This window comes from Psychrobacillus sp. FSL K6-2843 (assembly GCF_038626375.1).
GTDB lineage: Bacteria > Bacillota > Bacilli > Bacillales_A > Planococcaceae > Psychrobacillus > Psychrobacillus faecigallinarum.
This window is the reverse complement of record NZ_CP152021.1, coordinates 1,742,982-1,760,724: the sequence shown is the minus strand read 5'-3', so window position 1 is coordinate 1,760,724 and position 17,743 is coordinate 1,742,982. Positions and strand designations below refer to the sequence as shown.

Here is a 17,743-nt window from a genome sequence, read left to right as displayed (position 1 = left end):
GTTCTTTCAATTAGTCGTTTCATCTCCCGATTTGTTACATTAGCTTAATGGCAATTGAATAATAAATGTTGTGCCTACCCCGACTGTGCTTTCAGCTGATAGGTGACCTTCGTGTCTTTCGACTATATTTTTGGCAATAGCAAGGCCGAGGCCAGTGCCAGCTTTCCCTCTAGTTCTAGCTTTATCGGCTTTATAAAACCGCTCAAAAATATAAGGTAAATCCTCCGCAGGTATACCAAATCCAGTATCCGATACCTTTATAATGATTTGGTTTTTGTACTTCTCTAACAGAACGGAAACAGAGCCTTCTTCCGGTGTATGCCTTAAAGCATTATCAATTAAGTTCGTTAAAACCTGTTCCATACGATCTTCGTCTATCTCAATTTCGATTAATTCCTCAGAAGGTATATTGTGATCAAACTTTAAGCGAACGTTACTTTCTTTCGCAGCTTGGTCAAATTTTTGGGTGATCCTTTCGATTACCGAAACAATTTCTGCTTTTTCTTTGTGTATGCTCAAATAACCTGATTCAAGTCTTGCTAAATCTAATAACTCTGTTACAAGTCTACCCATACGTTTAGATTCATCATAAATAACCCGAATCATTTCATTTTTGTCTTCTTCTGTCGTGACTATTTCATCGATAATGGCTTCACTGTATCCTTGCAGCATAGAAATAGGTGTTCTTAGCTCATGAGAAACATTAGCGATGAAATCTGAACGCATTTTGTCTAATCTATGTTGCTCAGTCATGTCGCGCAATACGACCACTGCCCCACGAACAGATTCATTGCTATAAAGAAGGCTGATCGACACAGAGAAGTATGATCCTCTTATTTCTAATTCCTCATCTAATTCTTCTTCTAAATGCAATACATGCTCTAGAAGATGCTGAAGTTCATCAGGTAAATCTGATTTGTTAGCAATGTCATTTTCTTCATGCCATTTATTTAACAGTTGGTCAGCCTGTGGATTACTAACCTGTACTTGAAATTCTTTGTTGAACGTAATTACGGCATCTGTCATAGAAGTGAGAATACTTGAAAGCTGTTCCTTTTCCTGATTGATTACCTCCACATGATGCTTTAATTGCTTACCCATTCTGTTAAATGCAGAGCCAAGCTCCCCTATCTCGTCTCTTTGCGTATAAGGTACCTTCGTTTCAAAGTTTCCTTTTGCTAGCTCTAAAGCCGCCTCACGCATCGATCGAAGGGGAGATGTGATTTTAGAAGAAAGAAAGAAAGTAAGCAAGGTTGTAAGTAACAGAGCTATAAATCCAGACAGAAATACAATTTTTGTTGTATTATTAGAGGTTTTATTTACAACTTCTAAGCTTTGATAAATAAAAACTGCTCCATGAACCTGTTCGTCAGCTTCTAGAGGAGATGCCAAAATTATATAGTTTTCCATTCGATTTTCTTCTGTCATGGATGGCATTAGCATTTTCTTAATAATTGTTTTATCCGAAGTATAAATCTTGGAAAGCTGCTCGTCTTCTAATATTTTATCATTGATAACTTCTTTATTGAGACCCTCTTGAACGGAGAGGAATACAGAATCTGCATTTCTTACAATTAATGTATTTGTTTCCGAGCCTAAAATATCACTAATAATGGAGAGGGAATTCTCTAGATTTTCATGCTGTTCTACAATTTTCCCTATAGTAGCAGCTTCTTGTCTAAGAATTTCTTCCGCTTGTTCTGTATGAAAGTCTTCTAAAAATTCTAGCATTAGGACTGTAACGATAAACAACACAAATAAGACGAGAAGCAATATGGTTCCCCATAGCTTCCCGACCACACTATTCCAAATCCTATTCATTTCCTACCTCGAATTTATAGCCAACTCCCCAAACAGTTACAATCATTTTCGCAGCTTTTTCAGAAACTCTATTTAATTTTTCACGTAATCTTTTTACGTGGGTATCTACTGTACGTAAATCTCCAAAGAAATCGTAATGCCAAACTTCTTTTAACAGCTGTTCCCGATCAAAAACTTTATCTGGCGCTTTAGCAAGGAAGTAAAGCAATTCATATTCTTTTGGAGTTAAGCTAACTTCTTCACCATCTGCAGTGACTCTATGTGCATCATGGTCAATGGTTAAATGAGGAAATACAACAATATCCTTAGAAATGGAAACTGTCTGTGATGGAGAAAATGCTGCTGATCTTTTCAGAAGTGCCTTTACTCTAAGAACAACCTCTCTTGGACTAAAAGGTTTTACAATATAATCGTCCGCTCCCAATTCAAAGCCTTCTACACGATTAGCTTCTTCGCCCTTAGCTGTTAAAAGAATAACTGGTGTGTCTTTATGTTCTCGAAGCTCTGTAATAACCTCTATACCATCTTTTTCAGGCATCATAATATCTAGGAGAATACAATTATATTCATTTTCTAAAGCGAGCAAAAGAGCAGCTTCTCCGTTTTCAGCTTCCTCTACCATATACCCTTCTCTTTCTAAATACATTTTCAACAAACGACGGATACGTTCTTCATCATCTACTACTAAAAGTTTTATCATTTCTGACATTTAAATATCATACCCTTCTATCTACATCTATTCTATATTGTACAATTACTTAACATAAAAGAAAAGAAAAGCTCTACATTCTGCTGAATGTAGAGCTTTTTGACACTACTTTTGACTTACTTATGCGTATGAGTGAAGACCCGCAATGATTAAGTTTACAGCAATAAGGTTAAACATAATGATGATAAAACCTATTAATGCCAACCATGCAGATTTTTCACCTTGCCATCCTTTTGTCAATCTTAAATGTAAGAATACCGCATAGAATAACCATGTGATAAGAGCCCAAACTTCTTTTGGATCCCAGCCCCAGAAACGAGACCAAGCTTCATGAGCCCATATCATTGCAAATATTAGAGCCCCTAATGTGAATACAGGAAAGCCAATTAATACAGAGCGATACCCGATTTCATCCATTAGTTGAGAATTAGCTTTTTTAGCTAATGGCTGTAAAACTGTAGCAATACGTTTACGTAAGATTAATCGAAGTAATCCATAAAGTACTGTACCGAATAGGACTGCCCATACAACAGTCGTTAACTTCTTACCATTAATTAAAGGTGGAACTTCAATTAGCGGTTCCATAGCCCCATCAGTAATAACCTCTGATTCATTCATACCAAATAGTGCTGGTAGGTTATATTCTATATCATGTGGATTTCCTTCTTTGTCTATATAAGAATATTCTGCTGAATAATCTACTGCAGAAAATGAAACAGTTGAAATAACGAAACCTAAAACTAAAACTAAAAGGTACATGGTTGCTTCTATCCAAAAACGTTGCTTAGACGGTTTTGTTAGGTCGATATTTTTTAGTAACCATATTAAACCCGCTACTGCACTGATTGCTAATATAGCTTCACCAAGTGCTGCTGTAATAACATGAATAGTTAACCAGTGACTTTTTAGAGCTGGGATTAATGGAGTGATATCCTTTGGGAACATGCTTGCATAGGCAATGATTAGCACTGCTATAGGCAATGCAAAAAGACCAAGAGCAGGAGTTTTATAGATAAAGTGAATAAGTATAAAAGCTCCTACTACGAGCATTCCGAATGCTGTAGTAAATTCAAATAAGTTACTTACTGGTGCATGTCCAGCAGCAATCCAACGGGTAATAAAATAACCCAAGTTAGCTACAAAACCAATAATCGTCACTATAATTGCTAAATTTCCCCATCGTTTATATGAATTTGTAGCTGCTGCACTTGAAGATTTGACTGCTCCACCAAATAAAAACGTAGCAACCAAATAAGCGACAAACGCTACAAACAATAAAGTCTCACTTACAGAAACCATTGTCATTTTATTTTACACCTTCCTCTGTTTCCTCTTTTTCTTGTTTTGCATCTAAATCTTGCTGATCTTCGTATGGTGGTATATTGGTTATCTTCGAAACCTCATCGATATCCTTCTTAACGCTCATCCAGTTTTTGTTCGTATGAGCAGCTACTACCATCTGTCCATCCTCTAAATATTGAAGCCAAATACGTCTATGGTTCCAATAAGACCCTTGTGCAACACCAATCATAAAGATAAGTCCACCAAGCATTAGAATAGGAAGTGTTAAATCTTTGCGAATTGTAAGACCTGACATATCTCTAGTTTCTACACTTTCAAATTTAACTTTATATTCTGTTTCCCCTAAAGGTTCTAATGTATTTTGAATCATGACAAAACTAGTTTCACCTTTTGGATATTCCGGGCTGTACATTTTCACTAAAAATGCAGGATTCTTAGGCTCAGGAGTCTCTGATTGAGGTTCACCATCTACAAAACCAGAAAAATTAGCGTAGTAGTCTACAATTTCTACCTTATAACCATCATTTAACTCGTACATACTTTGTGGATTTGATAACTCCACCGTAAACTGACCATGATCAGTACCAGTAGCTTTGTCCTCCAAATGGAAAGTCATAGACTTTAATTCATTAAGACGGAAATCCATCTGGAACACAGAGAAATTATCAAATTTCAAAGGTTCATTAACCTGGATGGACTCTTCCTTCACTAACTTTAAGTCTTCGGGATGACCAGCGACTGCATCATCTGGCCCTTTATATAAAGCTACATCCGTTTGATAATTTTTAGCAATCGATCCCACTCTATCAAGTGCTTCACCAAAAACTTCTTCTGACTCTTCTTTTGTATATGTTTCATAGATGAAATCCTTACTCTCTAAGAAATAACCATCTGTTTGTGGTATGTAAAGAGTTTCTCCTTCTCTTATCCACATAGTTTCATCTACATAAAACCCTGGGATTGCACGTAGCATAACACCAAACAGGAAAAGTATTAAACCTAAATGGTTTACGTAAGGCCCCCATCTGGAAAAACGACCTTTTTCTGCAAGAATTGCATTTCCTTCTCGTTTAACCTTATACTTCATTGACTTAAGCTTTTCTTCCGCCTTCTCAAGAGATTCGACAGGAGCTTCTACTTCTGCTGCGCCGAATACACGCTGACGTTTCAAAAAGCTAATATGTCTTTTTGTTTTTTGTTTTTTAAGAGATTTGTAAAGTGGTATTACTCTATCCAAACTTGCAATGACTAAAGAAATACCTAGCATTCCCACTAGCGTTTGGAACCACCAGGAGCTATAAAGATCAGAAAGTCCTAATTCATAATATAATGTTCCAAACCATCCATACACTCTCTCATAATATGCTGCAATATCTTCTTCTCTCGTTGCAGGAACATAAAAAACCTGTGGCAGAATAGTTCCTATAGCGGCAGCTATTAGGATAGCAACGATAATCCACATTCCGACTTTTACACTAGAGAAGAAATTCCAGATTTTATCAATTATTGTTTTGTTATAGGTTTGAGAACGTCTTGCAGACCCTTCATATCTCATATCAACAATCTTTTGTTCTCTCGATTGTTGACTTAAAGGGCGTCCACAGCTTTCACAAAGCTCTGTACCTGCAGGGTTGACGTGCCCACATTTACAAACTATCTTGTCCATCTAAAAGACTCCTTTAGGAAGGTTTGATTTGTTCCATGAAATTTGCAATATCTTGCTCGGTCATCTCACCTTTAATAATCTTTTCTATCTTACCTTCCGGGCTAATCAAAAAGGTTGTTGGTAGCGGATCAATATTATAGGAATCCAACAAGCTTTTGTTTTGATCGATTGCAATAGGAAATGTTAAGCCATAACGGTTAGCAAAACGATTTACCTTTAAATCCGATTCTCCAACATTAATAGCTAGAGTCTGAACACCTTGATCTTTGTAGACATTGTACTGATTGTCCATTGCAGGCATTTCCTTTGCACAAGGTTTACACCAAGTTCCCCAGAAATTTAAAAAGATGCCTTGTCCTTTGTAATCGGAAAGCTTATGCTGTTCTCCATTCGTGTCTACCACATGGAAATCCGGTGCTTTATCGCCGACTTGTAAAACTGCATTTTTTTCTTTAGTCACGTTAGAGAAAATTGTAAATACAATTGCTAGTGTAAGTACTACTAAAATAACTGCTCTTATGTAAAAACGTTTTTGTTTGGATTGAGCCAAATTTATTTCCTCCATTCCATGCATTGCCGACAATATTATATCAAAATTAATGTCCAAATTGAGAAGGACATATGAAGGCTTTGTGAACTTTTCATTGTTATTTACCTATTTTACCTGTTTCAGCAAGAACTCTGAGCTGTTTTACCTCATGAGTTGTTAGTTCTCTCCACTCCCCTGCATTTAAGCCATGCAAAGTTAGAAAGCCAAATCGTTCTCTTTTTAGTTTTTGCACAGGAAAACCAATTGCATCGAACATGCGTCGTACTTGACGATTTTTTCCTTCATGGATAGTGATTTCTACAATCGACTTATTCGTTTTCTTTTCAGAAGACAAAAGCTTTACCCTTGCCGGTGCGGTCTTGCCGTCTTCTAAGACAACTCCACGCTCAAGAGGTCTTAATTGTTCCTTAAGTGGTATTCCTTTAAGTCTCGCCACATAGGTTTTGTCCACTTTAAATTTAGGGTGGGTCAACGCATACGAGAAATCTCCGTCATTTGTTAAAAGTAGTACTCCTGACGTTTCGTAATCTAATCTTCCTACTGGATATAGGCGTTCTGTAACATGAGGCAATAGATCCGTCACGGTTTTCCTACCTTTGTCATCCGTTACTGCAGAAATAACTCCTCTTGGCTTATAAAGTAAGTAGTATTTTTTTTGTTCCTTCTCTAACTTTACTCCTTCAACCTCTACCGTATCAGAGTCAGAAACTTTTGTACCTAATTCCTTCACTACTTTACCGTTTACTTTTACTTTTCCTTCCAAAATTAACTCTTCAGCTTTTCTTCTAGAAGCAACACCTGCGTGTGCTAATACTTTTTGTAATCTTTCCAAGTAATTCACCTCGTCCATTCTTTCCATACATGAGTGAATTATGTCACACTTTTACATAAAATAAAAGAAGACAGTCTTTTGGAAAAACTGTCTTCTCAAAATTATTTGACTTTCTTCACATTAAATTCTAGTGCAACATCTTTATCAATCATTACTTTCCACAAATAAGGCTTTTTCTCCTTATTATTACGAGGAATAATTAGAACATTATTCAACTGATCCTGTTCCTCTTTATTCAACAATAAATAATAGTCTTTTTTTACTTCTATCACGTCTTTTTGAAATAGCTGATATTTCCCTTTTTCCACTACCTTAACATTCTCATAGTTTTGGAAGACTTGCTCAGCCAAGGAGACATGAGTATTCCAATCATTCGAGTGGTTCAATGTCACCACGATAACTTCCTTGTCCTTATCTTTTAAATAAGTGACAAGTGTTCTTCCTGCTCTTTTCGTATAGCCAGTTTTTCCGGCAACGGTGTACTCGTTGAAGTGCATTAGTTTGTGCTTATTTCTCCATTTGATCGAACGTTCCTCTGGCACAAAATTTTTGGCGGAGGAGATTTTTTTAAAGTCTTCATTTTGGAGTGCTAAACGGAACATGTTAGCCATGTCATGTGCAGAAGCGTAATGATCGTCATTGTGTAAACCTGATGGATTCGTAAAGTGAGAATGATCTAACCCTGCTAATTCAAACTTCTCGTTCATCAGCTTAACGAAACCTTCTAATGACCCTCCTGTATGCTCTGCTAATGCGTATGCAGCATCATTTCCTGATTGAAGCATAAGACCATGCAGTAAGGAGTTAACTGTCCAGACCTCTCCAGGCTGTAAATAGAGCGAGGAACCCTCCTGGGCAGCAGCAACAGAAGAAATTGTGATCTCTTCGTCAAGTGTGGCATTATCCAGCACAGTCAAAGCCGTCCAAACCTTTGTAAGACTCGCAATAGGCAACTCTACATCCGCATTACTTCCAAGCAATAGTCTTCCCGTCTTAGCATCAATAACAGCATAGGAGGATGAGGTTGCATGGGCATTACTAATATTTATTAATAGAAAAAACAAAACTAGTATAAACGCTTTTTTGTAAATGGAAAATACTCCTTTTTCATTTATTTCTATCCTTCAAATGCCTCTTGAAACTTGGTCATAAACAAATCGGTGTCTCCCATATCGTCTACTTCCACATCTTCTGGTAAAGGAGGCAATGCACTTATATCTTTTAAACCGAAGTACTGTAGGAATTCCTGTGTGGTGCCGTACAAGATAGCTCTACCCGTTCCTTCTGCACGTCCAACTTCTTGAACTAGTCCTTTAGCAGATAAAGTATGTATCGGTCTTTCTGATTTCACTCCTCTTATATCCTCGATTTCTACCCTTGTAATAGGCTGCTTATATGCGATGATAGCCAAAACCTCCAACGAAGCCTGAGATAGAGATTGAGTAGTAGGATTTTCAACTAGCTTTTGAATACAATCCACGTTTTCTTCCTTCGTTACTAATTGGTACGTGCCAGCAAGTTGTTTAAGTTGAATTCCTCTTTCCTCAGAATCTTCATATTCCATCATAAGCGAGTCTAAAGCTTCTCTTACATTTTCTTCATCTTCCTCCGTTAAAAATGCAAGCTGTTTCTTTGTTAAGCCATCTTCTCCACTAACAAATAAGAGACTTTCTATTTTACTCTTCAATTTCTTCATATATTTCTATTTCCTTTCCTAGTTGAACAAATAAATCTTCAAAATTTTTCTTCTGCTCAACCTTGACCGCCTGTCGTTTCATGAGCTCTAATATTGCTAAGAAAGTAGTAACAATTGTTGTTTTATCTCTAGTAGGGAAAAGCTCATAAAATGACAGTCTTCCATTATGCTCTTTTAATGTAGAGATTACATTATTCATCGACTCTCGAATGGAGACCTCTTGTTTACTTACGCGAGTATGGAGAGGAGCATTTAGCTGTTTTCTCCGAAGCATCTTCTGGAAAGCACCAAGCATATCGTAAACATTTACTTCAAGATCAAACAAGGCCAATTGCTGATTGCTTTGATAGCCACTCAAATCCGTAGGAGGCTTAGTATAAAATAGATTTCGAGTTTCTTCTAACTCTTGCAAATTACTAGCAGCTTCTTTGTATTTCTTGTACTCTATTAATTTAAGAACTAACTCGTCCCTAGGATCGTCAAGATTAATATCAAAATCATCTTCCAGTTGATCATCCTGATGAATCGGAAGAAGCATTTTACTTTTAATAGAGAGCAAGGTAGCGGCCATCACTAGGTATTCACTTGCTTCATTTAGCTCCAGTACACGCATCGCATGTATGTGTTCCATATATTGCGTGGTGATTTCGGCCATTTTAATATCATATATATCTATTTCCAAACGATTTATTAAATGTAATAATAAATCGAGTGGACCTTCAAATGCTTCTGTTTTTACTTCGTAAGACATAAAACTCCACCTAATATTAATTTTAATCATAATTATAGAGGAAAGGTGATTGTAATGCACCCTACATTCCATCCTAATTTTGTTCAATTTTTAAAAGAATTTAATGACATCAACGATTATTTCGAATGCCACGAACTGTTAGAAGACTATTGGAAGGAAGTTGCACCTCGCCAAAAAGTACATTCTTTGGCTGCACTTATCCTACTTTCCACTTCTATGTACCATTGGCGTAGAGGGAATTTTTCAGGAGCACTAAAAACAATGGGTGGCAGTATTAAGCGAATGAAAGAAACAAGTCACTCTCCCTTCTTTGAAACTATTAATTTTCATCGATTATACCAAGATGCTACAAATGCCTATAATTCTATCCAAAAGCAGGAACCATTTTTAGGATTTCAAATTGACATCCAAAACAAGGAGCTTCTTTCCCGGGTTGAGGAGATACCATTCGTAAAGGAAGAAGATCGAAATTTTCTTATTCATAAACATATGCTTAGAGATCGCTCTGAAATACTTGAAGAACGAGAAAAACAGAAAAAAAGAAGAGAAGGCCACTAAGGTCAGTTCTCTTCTTTATCTGCATTGCATTTTTCAAAGAAAGGTTTTATTTCTTCTGTTGGTTTTACAGTGGTGGTTTGTAAAATATTCGACAGTGTTTGAACCATATTTTTGCCAATACCTTCACCTCGATGAGAAGGATTCACAGAAATGTGCTGAATGACACCTTCAGTGCCTTCCATACGAACTCCTACAATTCCTACTACATCTTCATCCTTTTTCCAAACAAATAAGTGCCAATCTGGATTAGATTCATATTGATGAATTGTTTCTAGCAATTTTTTCAAATCTTTTTCATTGGGCATGAAAGACAACAACCCCATAGAAATTTTTTCATATGCTTTTTTATAACGACATAACATGTTTTAGACCCTCTTTTAATTTCTTTAAAAGAACTTTACTACCTTTTATGATAATTGTCCAACTATAGTTTAACATTTGGTGCTATAAGGAACCAATACAATGCTCCCCATACTATACCAACTATAAATATAATTAGAAACAAAATAACATTCTTGTTTTTCATCTAGCCTCTTCCTTTCTCTAACGTGAAGGGAAGGTCAAGACGAACAAGGTCTTCCAGAGTTTCTCGTTTCACTGCCAACTGATGACGACCGTTTTCAACAAAAACAACGGCTGGTTTTGCAATGCGATTATAATTGCTTGCCATTGCATAACCGTATGCACCTGTACAAAAAACAGCCAAAATATCCCCTGGTGAAGCTTTTGGTAGTGTAATATGTTCAATTAGCTTGTCACCAGATTCACAGCATTTACCAGCAATGGTATACTCCACTTCCTTGAGTTCTCCCATTTTGTTAGCAATAGCTGCACTGTACTCCGCTCCATATAAAGCTGGGCGAATATTATCAGACATACCGCCATCAACCGCTAAATAGTTTCGTATTTCTGGCACTTCTTTTTCCGAGCCGATCGTGTAAAGTGACGTTCCCGCGTCCCCTACTAACGAACGACCAGGTTCAATCCATATTTCAGGCATATCTAGGTTCGCTTTGGAAACTAAATCTTTTACTGCAATCACCATTTCCTTCACATAAATAGACGGTTCTAATGGTGTGTCTTGCTCCGTATATTTAATCCCAAACCCTCCACCTAAATTTAACACTGTACAAGCGTAATCAAAGGTGTTTTCCCACTCAATCATTTTAGTAATAAGCTTCTCTGCTGCCACTTTAAATCCGATTGTTTCAAAAATTTGGGACCCGATATGGCAGTGCAATCCCAGTAATTCAATAAATTCATCTTTATAAACCTGTTGGAAAGCTTTATCTGCTTGTCCATTCATCAAATCGAATCCGAATTTTGAGTCTTGTTGTCCAGTCGTAATATAATCATGGGTATGTGCTTCAACCCCTGGAGTCACTCTCAGAAGAACTTTCACTTTTTGGTTGAGTTTAACAGTTAGTTGTTTTAAAAGCTCAATTTCATAAAAATTATCCACCACTATACAACCAATTTTATGCTCCATAGCTAATATTAATTCTTCAACACTTTTATTGTTACCATGAAAATGAATACGCTCTGCAGGATACCCTGCTTTAATAGCTGTATATAGTTCTCCAGCGGAGACAACGTCTAAGGATAAGCCTTCTTGCTCAATCACTTGGTACATCGCAACGCTAGAGAAGGCTTTACTTGCATAGGCAACCTGTGCAACTACATTTTCTTGCTTGAAAGTGTTTAAAAAGGCTCTAGCTCTAGCTCTAATAAGAGACAGATCATATACAAACAGAGGAGTCTCATATGTTTTTGCAAGTTCTAAGGAGTCAATACCACCTATTAATAGGTGCCCTTTTTCATTCACAGCATGCTCTGATACCATTACCATGTATCCTCGCCTCTTTTCCTCATTTCTATATGAACTTTACCATATCGAATAAGGGAAATGCAATGCTATTTGGAGCGATCTCGAACAGGTGATCGTGTTATATAAGGTCGCTTTGCGTTGGTTGGCATCGGAAAACGAATGAGTATACGAGCAAATGCTCTTGGATAAAAAGGAATTAACGGCCATAAATAGGGTACATTTAACGGTTTAAGACTACATATGTACCAAATCAAACATACGGTTGATATAAAAAATCCATTTGCCCCTAAAATGGCTGTCCCAATTAAAATAAACATTCTGAATATTTTAGTCGCTATGCTCAGTTCATAGGAAGGGATAGCAAATGTAAATATAGCTGTGATTGCTGTGTATAAAATGACTTCAGAAACAAATAATCCAACATCTACAGCCATCTGGCCAATAACTAATGCCGCAATGATACCCATCGCAGTGGATAACGGAGTGGGCGTATGAATAGCTGCTAGCCTTAAAAATTCTATCCCAATATCCGCAAAGATTATTTGTAGTAAAAGCGGAATGGCACTTTTCTCATTGGGACCTAAGAAGTCCAAGGCATTCGGAAGAAGTTCTGGATGCTTAGACATTAAATACCAAAATGGCAAGAGAAATAAACTGAAGAAAACACCAAAAAAACGAATCGATCTTACTAAAGTTCCTATTGCCGGTGCCTGTCTATACTCCTCTGCATGTTGTAAATGGTGGAAAAGAGTCGTAGGGACTATAATAACCGATGGAGAGGTATCTACTACGAGTAAAATATGTCCTTCAAGCAAATGTGCAGCAGCTATATCCGGTCGTTCTGTAAAGCGAACAAAAGGCATAGGATGAAAGCCTTGAACAAATAACCATTCCTCTAATGCCTTATCGCTCATTGTAAAACCGTCATGTTTAATATTTTTAAGACGCTTCCGAATAAGTTTTAAGTTTTCTTCATTTGCCACTCCTTTAATATAGGAGATTGCAATGTCCATTTTACTCATGGAGGATATTTGGTGTAGTTCAAATCGGAGATTGGTGTCTCTTATTCGTCTACGAATGAGAGCAGTGTTTAATACAATATTTTCGGTAAAGCCATCCCTGGAGCCTCGTACAACCTTTTCGTTGTCAGGCTCCTCAGGTGTTCTACCGGGATAGCTACGTACATCAATCGTGTAAACAGATCCATTTTCTAAAATGAATGTTACCTGACCACTTAGTAGGGCGGCAATCCATTTTTCTCTAGAATCATATTCCGTTATAGAGTAGTAAGGAAAATAATGACTCATAATTTCATTTTGATCTAGGTCCTCTTCTGGAGGACATTTTAAAGTACCGGTCATTAATTCAGTTAACGTTGGACCATCGATAAGACCGTTAATATAAACAAGTAACACTGGAAATTTAAACAAATGGGTATGAAGAATCCCGAAATCATACGACTCATTCACCCCAAACTTATCTTTTAAATATGCTTCGGCCTCGGCCATATCCTTAAATAACGGTTTCGTAATAATCACCTATCTCTAGCTTTTGTATTAGCGGTACTACCAACAGGTACTAGCCAGCTCTTTAACTGTGTCAATATCTTCTTCTCTAGCCTTGACACCTGAACCTGGGATATACCTAACCTTTCAGCAATATCACTTTGAGTACAGTCTAGGTAATAACGCAGATAAATAATCATCTGTTCTCGTTTTTCTAGTTTTTCTACCAATTCTCTCAGAGGAATATGATCAAATGACTTTTCTGAACGCTCATCTCTCATTTGGTCCATCAAGGTTAAAGCATCACCACTATCGTTTTCATAGAGTTGCTCCTGCAAGGAAGCGGGATCTCTTAAAGCGTCCGTGGCCATGACTATATCTTCTCTTGAAACCTCTAATATACTTGCTAGCTCTAAAATGGTTGGCTGCCGTTCATGAGTCTTAAGAAAATCGTCTGTAGCATGACGAATTTTAAAATTTAGTTCGCGTATTGATCGACTTATCTTCACCATTCCATCATCTCTAAGAAATCTCTGTATTTCTCCAATAATCATAGGAACTGCATACGTAGAAAACTTTACCTCATAGGACAAGTCGAATTTATCAACCGATTTCATAAGACCAATACATCCAATTTGAAATAAATCCTCTAGGTCTGCCCCCCTAGAAGCAAAGCGCTGAACAATAGACCAAACCAATCTTGTATTTCCTTCTATCATTTGCTGTCTGGCAAACTTATCCCCTTCCTGCGACAAGGCAATAAGTTCTCTCATTTTCTCTTGGGTCAGTAAAATAGTTGGCTTGTTGTTCATCATTAGACGATCCTACATGATTCTTGAATTGGTACAAATTTCTTCGTGATAGTAACGGTTGTCCCCCTATCAGGAATGGAGTAAATATCCACGTCGTCACTGAAGCTTTCCATTATCGTAAAGCCCATTCCAGAGCGTTCCTGCTCAGGCTTGGTAGTATATAAAGGCTCTCTCGCCTGTGTCACATCTTGTATTCCACGCCCATAATCAACGATGGAGACCACAATCTCTCTTCCGCTTCTTTCGGCATGAATTTCAATCTTGCCTACGCCATCCTCTTCATAACCGTGCACGATAGCATTGGTTACAGCTTCTGAGATAACTGTTTTAAATTCAGAAAGCTCCTCAATTGTCGGATCAATTGCTGAGATAAAACTAGACATCACCATTCTCGCTAATGCTTCATTCTCACTTTTGGCAATAAAAGATAATGTGATTTCATTGTCCATAAACTATTCCCCCTAACTTTGAAATTATTTCAATTTCTGACTCACTGTAGATGTACGGGCTTAAACCTGCAAACTGAAAAATTTTACGCATCGTTGGTGACGGGTTAACTATAATTGTTTGACCATCAATTGGCGCTAGCTCTCGCATTCTACCTAGAATTAGTCCTATACCTGAACTATCCATAAAATTTAAATCTTTCAAATTCCAAACTAGTACTTTAATAGAGCCATTTTTAATCATTGGTACTATCTCATTCCTTATTTCAGAAGTGCTATGATGGTCTAGCTCACCTTTCAATCGAATAATTACAATTTCGTCTCCTACTTTTTCAACATCATGTTTCATAAAATCGCCTCCTCATAAAGCGCAATTCCACATAGAATTCTATAATCCTTTGCGCCTGACAAAAGTAGAAGAAATCATCGAAATTTAGAAGATTTTCGACAAATGGGCTATACACATTTAGTATGGGAATATTCAACAATTTTTAATCAAAAAATAGACATCTCGTAAAAGTTTTTATTAACTTTTACGAGATGTCTATGGAAGGGCAAATTCAAGCCTGTACTCTTTAAAATCTTTTACTCACTGAATATATGGTGTTGAAATACTAGGTTGTATAAAAGATAATCTGAAAACAACCAACTTTAAAATAGCCAACAAAAAAAAGAGCGACCAAGGTCGCTCTAATACAAATATCATTCTGTAATTATTTCATAAACTAATGGTGGTGCTTCTTTTCGTTCTGCTTCGATATGAATGTTTTCGTGTAATTTATTCATAACCTCTTGGACATTTTCAGAGTTCGCGTAAATAGTAGCCAGTGATTCGCCTTCATCTACATGGTCTCCTACTTTTTTGTTTAGCATTATACCTACTGCTAAATCGATTTCAGACTCCTTTGTAGCTCTACCAGCACCTAATAGCATGGCAGCAGTACCAATTTCATCTGCCTCCATATAAGTTACGTAGCCCGCGTTTTTAGCAGACACTTCAAAGATGAAATCTGCCTTTGGTAATAGAGCAGTATCATCTACAACTTTTTCGTTACCACCCTGCCATTTGATAAATTGCTTGAAGATTTCTAGTGCAGAACCATCGTCGATTGCTTTTTGTAGCATTACACGGGCTTCTTCCAGAGTATCAGCTTTTTCTCCTACAACTACCATTTGGCTACCTAAAGTTAAGCATAGCTCAGTTAAATCATCCGGACCTTTGCCTTTTAGTGTGTCAATTGCTTCTTGTACTTCTAGGGCATTTCCAATCGCTCTTCCGAGTGGTTGGCTCATATCAGAAATAATTGCCATTGTTTGACGTCCTACACTATTACCGATTTGAACCATTGCTTTTGCAAGCTTTCGAGCATCTTCAGTTGTTTTCATGAAGGCACCGTCACCAGTTTTAACGTCTAAAACAATTGCACCTGCTCCTGCTGCAATTTTTTTACTCATAATTGAGCTAGCAATCAGTGGAATGCTGTTTACAGTAGAGGTAACATCGCGCAATGCATAGAGCTTTTTGTCAGCAGGTGTCAAGTTACCACTTTGCCCGATTACTGCTACTTTGATTTCATTAACCTGTTTAACAAACTGCTCGGAAGATAACTCCACATGGAAACCATCAATCGCCTCTAGTTTGTCGATTGTTCCACCTGTATGTCCAAGGCCACGTCCGCTCATTTTAGCTACTGGAACGCCACAAGCGGCAACTAGTGGACCCAAGACTAATGTAGTTGTGTCACCAACTCCACCGGTAGAGTGCTTATCAACCTTAACTCCTTCAATAGCAGAGAGGTCTATTTGCTCACCAGAATTGACCATAGCCATTGTTAGGTTAGCACGTTCTTCATCGTTCATATCCTGAAAATAAATGGCCATTAGTAAAGCACTAGCTTGATAATCTGGGATTGAATTGTTTGTATAGCCTTCAATAAAGAAATTGATTTCTTCTTTTGTTAAAGCTTGGCCGTCTCTTTTCTTTTCGATAATATCATTCATTCTCATTGTCATACACGTCCTTTATTTTAATAAGGATAGGAAGCTTTCACCAAAAGCTGTTGGTTTAACACCAAAGTTTTCAGTAATGGTTGCTCCGATATCTGCAAATGTCATGCGTAAAGGCAATTCTTTTACCTCTGTGAATCTAGGCGAATAAACTGTTAAAGGAACATATTCACGCGTGTGGTCTGTTCCAGGCATCGTTGGATCATTACCGTGATCGGCAGTGATAATCAATAAGTCATCTTCTGTGAGATTAGGAAGCGCTTCCTTCAAGCGAGCATCAAACTCTTCAAGTGCTTTACCATAACCAATTGGATCTCTTCTATGACCATATAAAGCATCAAAATCTACTAAATTTAAGAAGCTGATACCTGTAAAGTCTATTGCCAATGTCTCGATAAATTTATCCATGCCATCCATGTTATCTTTCGTTCTAACTGTTGAAGTAATACCTTCTCCATTAAAAATATCATTAATCTTACCAATTGCCATAACTTCTAAACCAGCGTCTTGTAATTCATTCATTGCAGTGCGACCAAATGGCTTCAATGCATAGTCATGACGATTAGAAGTTCTCACAAAGCTTCCTGGCTCTCCGATGAATGGACGTGCGATAATACGTCCCACTAAAAATTCAGGCGACAGAGTAAGCTCTCTAGCGATTTCACAAATTCGATATAATTCTTCTAGCGGTATGATTTCTTCATGAGCAGCTATTTGCAAAACAGGGTCTGCAGAAGTATATACAATGATTGCCCCTGTTTTCATATGCTCTTCCCCAAGCTCATCTAAAATCTCCGTACCACTTGCCGGTTTGTTCCCAATTACTTTACGACCAGTTTTTTCTTCTAAAGCAGCGATCAATTCCGCTGGGAAGCCGTTAGGATACACTTTAAAAGGTTTGTCGATGTTTAAGCCCATGATTTCCCAGTGACCTGTCATCGTGTCTTTTCCAACAGAAGCTTCTTGCATTTTACCAAAATAAGCTGCTGGTTTTTCTGCTGGAGCAATTCCTTTGATTGGTTCAATATTACCCAATCCTAGCTTTTGCATTTCTGGCATGTTTAAGCCATTCATCTTTTCTGCGATATGACCCAGCGTGTGTGAGCCTACGTCACCAAATGCTGCTGCATCAGGTGCTTCTCCAATTCCTACCGAATCCATAACAATAACATGTATACGCTTAAATTTTTCCATGAATAGTACCTCCTACTTGTTCTATATTAGTGTACCAAAAATTCCTCAAAAATAAATGTCAGACCT

18 protein-coding genes are annotated in these 17,743 nt (G+C 37.4%); 1 reads left to right on the top strand and 17 read right to left on the bottom strand.

What is annotated here, in order from left to right; translation table 11 throughout:
- Window positions 1–39: 39 nt before the first annotated feature.
- The 9 genes from MKY94_RS08785 to MKY94_RS08745 form a co-directional block, all read right to left on the bottom strand.
- Window positions 40–1,821 (bottom strand): ATP-binding protein, encoded by a 1,782-nt coding sequence (locus tag MKY94_RS08785; RefSeq protein WP_342578507.1) that lies wholly within the window; start codon window positions 1,819–1,821, stop codon window positions 40–42.
- Window positions 1,814–2,530 carry a response regulator transcription factor gene (locus MKY94_RS08780; protein ID WP_144536954.1) on the bottom strand — a complete coding sequence of 239 codons (717 nt, stop codon included), beginning with the start codon at window positions 2,528–2,530 and terminating at the stop codon, window positions 1,814–1,816. Before MKY94_RS08780 ends, MKY94_RS08785 begins: the two co-directional genes overlap by 8 nt.
- Before the next feature lie 120 nt (window positions 2,531–2,650).
- Entirely contained in the window at window positions 2,651–3,835 is a 1,185-nt protein-coding gene (ccsB, locus tag MKY94_RS08775) for a c-type cytochrome biogenesis protein CcsB (protein WP_151110195.1), read from the bottom strand.
- A gap of 1 nt (window position 3,836) precedes the next feature.
- Window positions 3,837–5,498 (bottom strand): cytochrome c biogenesis protein ResB, encoded by a 1,662-nt coding sequence (locus MKY94_RS08770; RefSeq protein ID WP_151110197.1) that lies wholly within the window; start codon window positions 5,496–5,498, stop codon window positions 3,837–3,839.
- 13 nt (window positions 5,499–5,511) lie between these two features.
- Window positions 5,512–6,048: a thiol-disulfide oxidoreductase ResA gene (resA, locus tag MKY94_RS08765; protein WP_305076191.1), complete on the bottom strand. Its 537-nt coding sequence runs from the start codon at window positions 6,046–6,048 to the stop codon at window positions 5,512–5,514.
- 97 nt (window positions 6,049–6,145) lie between these two features.
- Window positions 6,146–6,880 carry a pseudouridine synthase gene (locus tag MKY94_RS08760; RefSeq protein WP_144536961.1) on the bottom strand — a complete coding sequence of 245 codons (735 nt, stop codon included), beginning with the start codon at window positions 6,878–6,880 and terminating at the stop codon, window positions 6,146–6,148.
- Between the two features lie 101 nt (window positions 6,881–6,981).
- On the bottom strand, window positions 6,982–7,944 hold the full coding sequence (locus MKY94_RS08755) for a D-alanyl-D-alanine carboxypeptidase family protein (protein WP_186318085.1): 963 nt from the start codon (window positions 7,942–7,944) through the stop codon (window positions 6,982–6,984).
- A 53-nt stretch (window positions 7,945–7,997) separates the two neighbouring features.
- The gene (gene scpB / locus MKY94_RS08750; protein ID WP_144536965.1) at window positions 7,998–8,576 is read right to left on the bottom strand and encodes an SMC-Scp complex subunit ScpB; all 579 of its coding nucleotides are present in this window, start codon (window positions 8,574–8,576) and stop codon (window positions 7,998–8,000) included.
- Window positions 8,557–9,327 (bottom strand): segregation/condensation protein A, encoded by a 771-nt coding sequence (locus tag MKY94_RS08745; RefSeq protein ID WP_144536967.1) that lies wholly within the window; start codon window positions 9,325–9,327, stop codon window positions 8,557–8,559. The genes scpB and MKY94_RS08745 overlap by 20 nt, the downstream gene beginning before the upstream one ends.
- A gap of 54 nt (window positions 9,328–9,381) precedes the next feature.
- Here MKY94_RS08745 and MKY94_RS08740 point away from each other — a divergent pair, with 54 nt between their 5' ends.
- A complete protein-coding gene (locus MKY94_RS08740) occupies window positions 9,382–9,885 on the top strand; it encodes a DUF309 domain-containing protein (protein WP_340844371.1) in 504 nt (167 codons plus the stop codon).
- Between the two features lie 2 nt (window positions 9,886–9,887).
- Here MKY94_RS08740 and MKY94_RS08735 read toward each other — a convergent pair whose 3' ends face one another.
- From MKY94_RS08735 to deoB, 8 genes are all read right to left on the bottom strand, one after another.
- Window positions 9,888–10,247, bottom strand: coding sequence for a GNAT family N-acetyltransferase (locus MKY94_RS08735; RefSeq protein WP_144536969.1), 360 nt, complete (start codon window positions 10,245–10,247; stop codon window positions 9,888–9,890).
- A gap of 164 nt (window positions 10,248–10,411) precedes the next feature.
- Window positions 10,412–11,734, bottom strand: coding sequence for a diaminopimelate decarboxylase (gene lysA, locus MKY94_RS08730; RefSeq protein WP_342578504.1), 1,323 nt, complete (start codon window positions 11,732–11,734; stop codon window positions 10,412–10,414).
- Window positions 11,735–11,799: 65 nt separating this feature from the next.
- Window positions 11,800–13,245 carry a spore germination protein gene (locus MKY94_RS08725; protein WP_342578671.1) on the bottom strand — a complete coding sequence of 482 codons (1,446 nt, stop codon included), beginning with the start codon at window positions 13,243–13,245 and terminating at the stop codon, window positions 11,800–11,802.
- 2 nt (window positions 13,246–13,247) lie between these two features.
- On the bottom strand, window positions 13,248–14,033 hold the full coding sequence (locus MKY94_RS08720) for a SigF/SigG family RNA polymerase sporulation sigma factor (protein ID WP_144536972.1): 786 nt from the start codon (window positions 14,031–14,033) through the stop codon (window positions 13,248–13,250).
- Window positions 14,033–14,479, bottom strand: coding sequence for an anti-sigma F factor (gene spoIIAB / locus MKY94_RS08715; protein ID WP_144536974.1), 447 nt, complete (start codon window positions 14,477–14,479; stop codon window positions 14,033–14,035). Before spoIIAB ends, MKY94_RS08720 begins: the two co-directional genes overlap by 1 nt.
- The gene (locus MKY94_RS08710) at window positions 14,469–14,825 is read right to left on the bottom strand and encodes an anti-sigma factor antagonist (RefSeq protein ID WP_144536977.1); all 357 of its coding nucleotides are present in this window, start codon (window positions 14,823–14,825) and stop codon (window positions 14,469–14,471) included. Before MKY94_RS08710 ends, spoIIAB begins: the two co-directional genes overlap by 11 nt.
- A gap of 353 nt (window positions 14,826–15,178) precedes the next feature.
- Complete coding sequence (locus MKY94_RS08705; protein WP_342578502.1) at window positions 15,179–16,483, bottom strand: pyrimidine-nucleoside phosphorylase; 1,305 nt, start codon at window positions 16,481–16,483, stop codon at window positions 15,179–15,181.
- A 15-nt stretch (window positions 16,484–16,498) separates the two neighbouring features.
- Window positions 16,499–17,677: a phosphopentomutase gene (deoB, locus tag MKY94_RS08700; protein WP_151110201.1), complete on the bottom strand. Its 1,179-nt coding sequence runs from the start codon at window positions 17,675–17,677 to the stop codon at window positions 16,499–16,501.
- Between the last annotated feature and the right edge of the window lie 66 nt (window positions 17,678–17,743).

Bases quoted from the DNA above. Each gene is read 5' to 3' on its own strand.
- spoIIAB (WP_144536974.1), bottom strand. From the start codon at position 14,479: ATGGACAATGAAATCACATTATCTTTTATTGCCAAAAGTGAGAATGAA.
- lysA (WP_342578504.1), bottom strand. From the start codon at position 11,734: ATGGTAATGGTATCAGAGCATGCTGTGAATGAAAAAGGGCACCTATTA.
- MKY94_RS08705 (WP_342578502.1), bottom strand. From the start codon at position 16,483: ATGAGAATGAATGATATTATCGAAAAGAAAAGAGACGGCCAAGCTTTA.
- MKY94_RS08735 (WP_144536969.1), bottom strand. From the start codon at position 10,247: ATGTTATGTCGTTATAAAAAAGCATATGAAAAAATTTCTATGGGGTTG.
- MKY94_RS08780 (WP_144536954.1), bottom strand. From the start codon at position 2,530: ATGTCAGAAATGATAAAACTTTTAGTAGTAGATGATGAAGAACGTATC.
- MKY94_RS08720 (WP_144536972.1), bottom strand. From the start codon at position 14,033: ATGATGAACAACAAGCCAACTATTTTACTGACCCAAGAGAAAATGAGA.
- deoB (WP_151110201.1), bottom strand. From the start codon at position 17,677: ATGGAAAAATTTAAGCGTATACATGTTATTGTTATGGATTCGGTAGGA.
- ccsB (WP_151110195.1), bottom strand. From the start codon at position 3,835: ATGACAATGGTTTCTGTAAGTGAGACTTTATTGTTTGTAGCGTTTGTC.
- MKY94_RS08710 (WP_144536977.1), bottom strand. From the start codon at position 14,825: ATGAAACATGATGTTGAAAAAGTAGGAGACGAAATTGTAATTATTCGA.
- MKY94_RS08785 (WP_342578507.1), bottom strand. From the start codon at position 1,821: ATGAATAGGATTTGGAATAGTGTGGTCGGGAAGCTATGGGGAACCATA.
- MKY94_RS08745 (WP_144536967.1), bottom strand. From the start codon at position 9,327: ATGTCTTACGAAGTAAAAACAGAAGCATTTGAAGGTCCACTCGATTTA.
- scpB (WP_144536965.1), bottom strand. From the start codon at position 8,576: ATGAAGAAATTGAAGAGTAAAATAGAAAGTCTCTTATTTGTTAGTGGA.
- MKY94_RS08770 (WP_151110197.1), bottom strand. From the start codon at position 5,498: ATGGACAAGATAGTTTGTAAATGTGGGCACGTCAACCCTGCAGGTACA.
- MKY94_RS08740 (WP_340844371.1), top strand. From the start codon at position 9,382: ATGCACCCTACATTCCATCCTAATTTTGTTCAATTTTTAAAAGAATTT.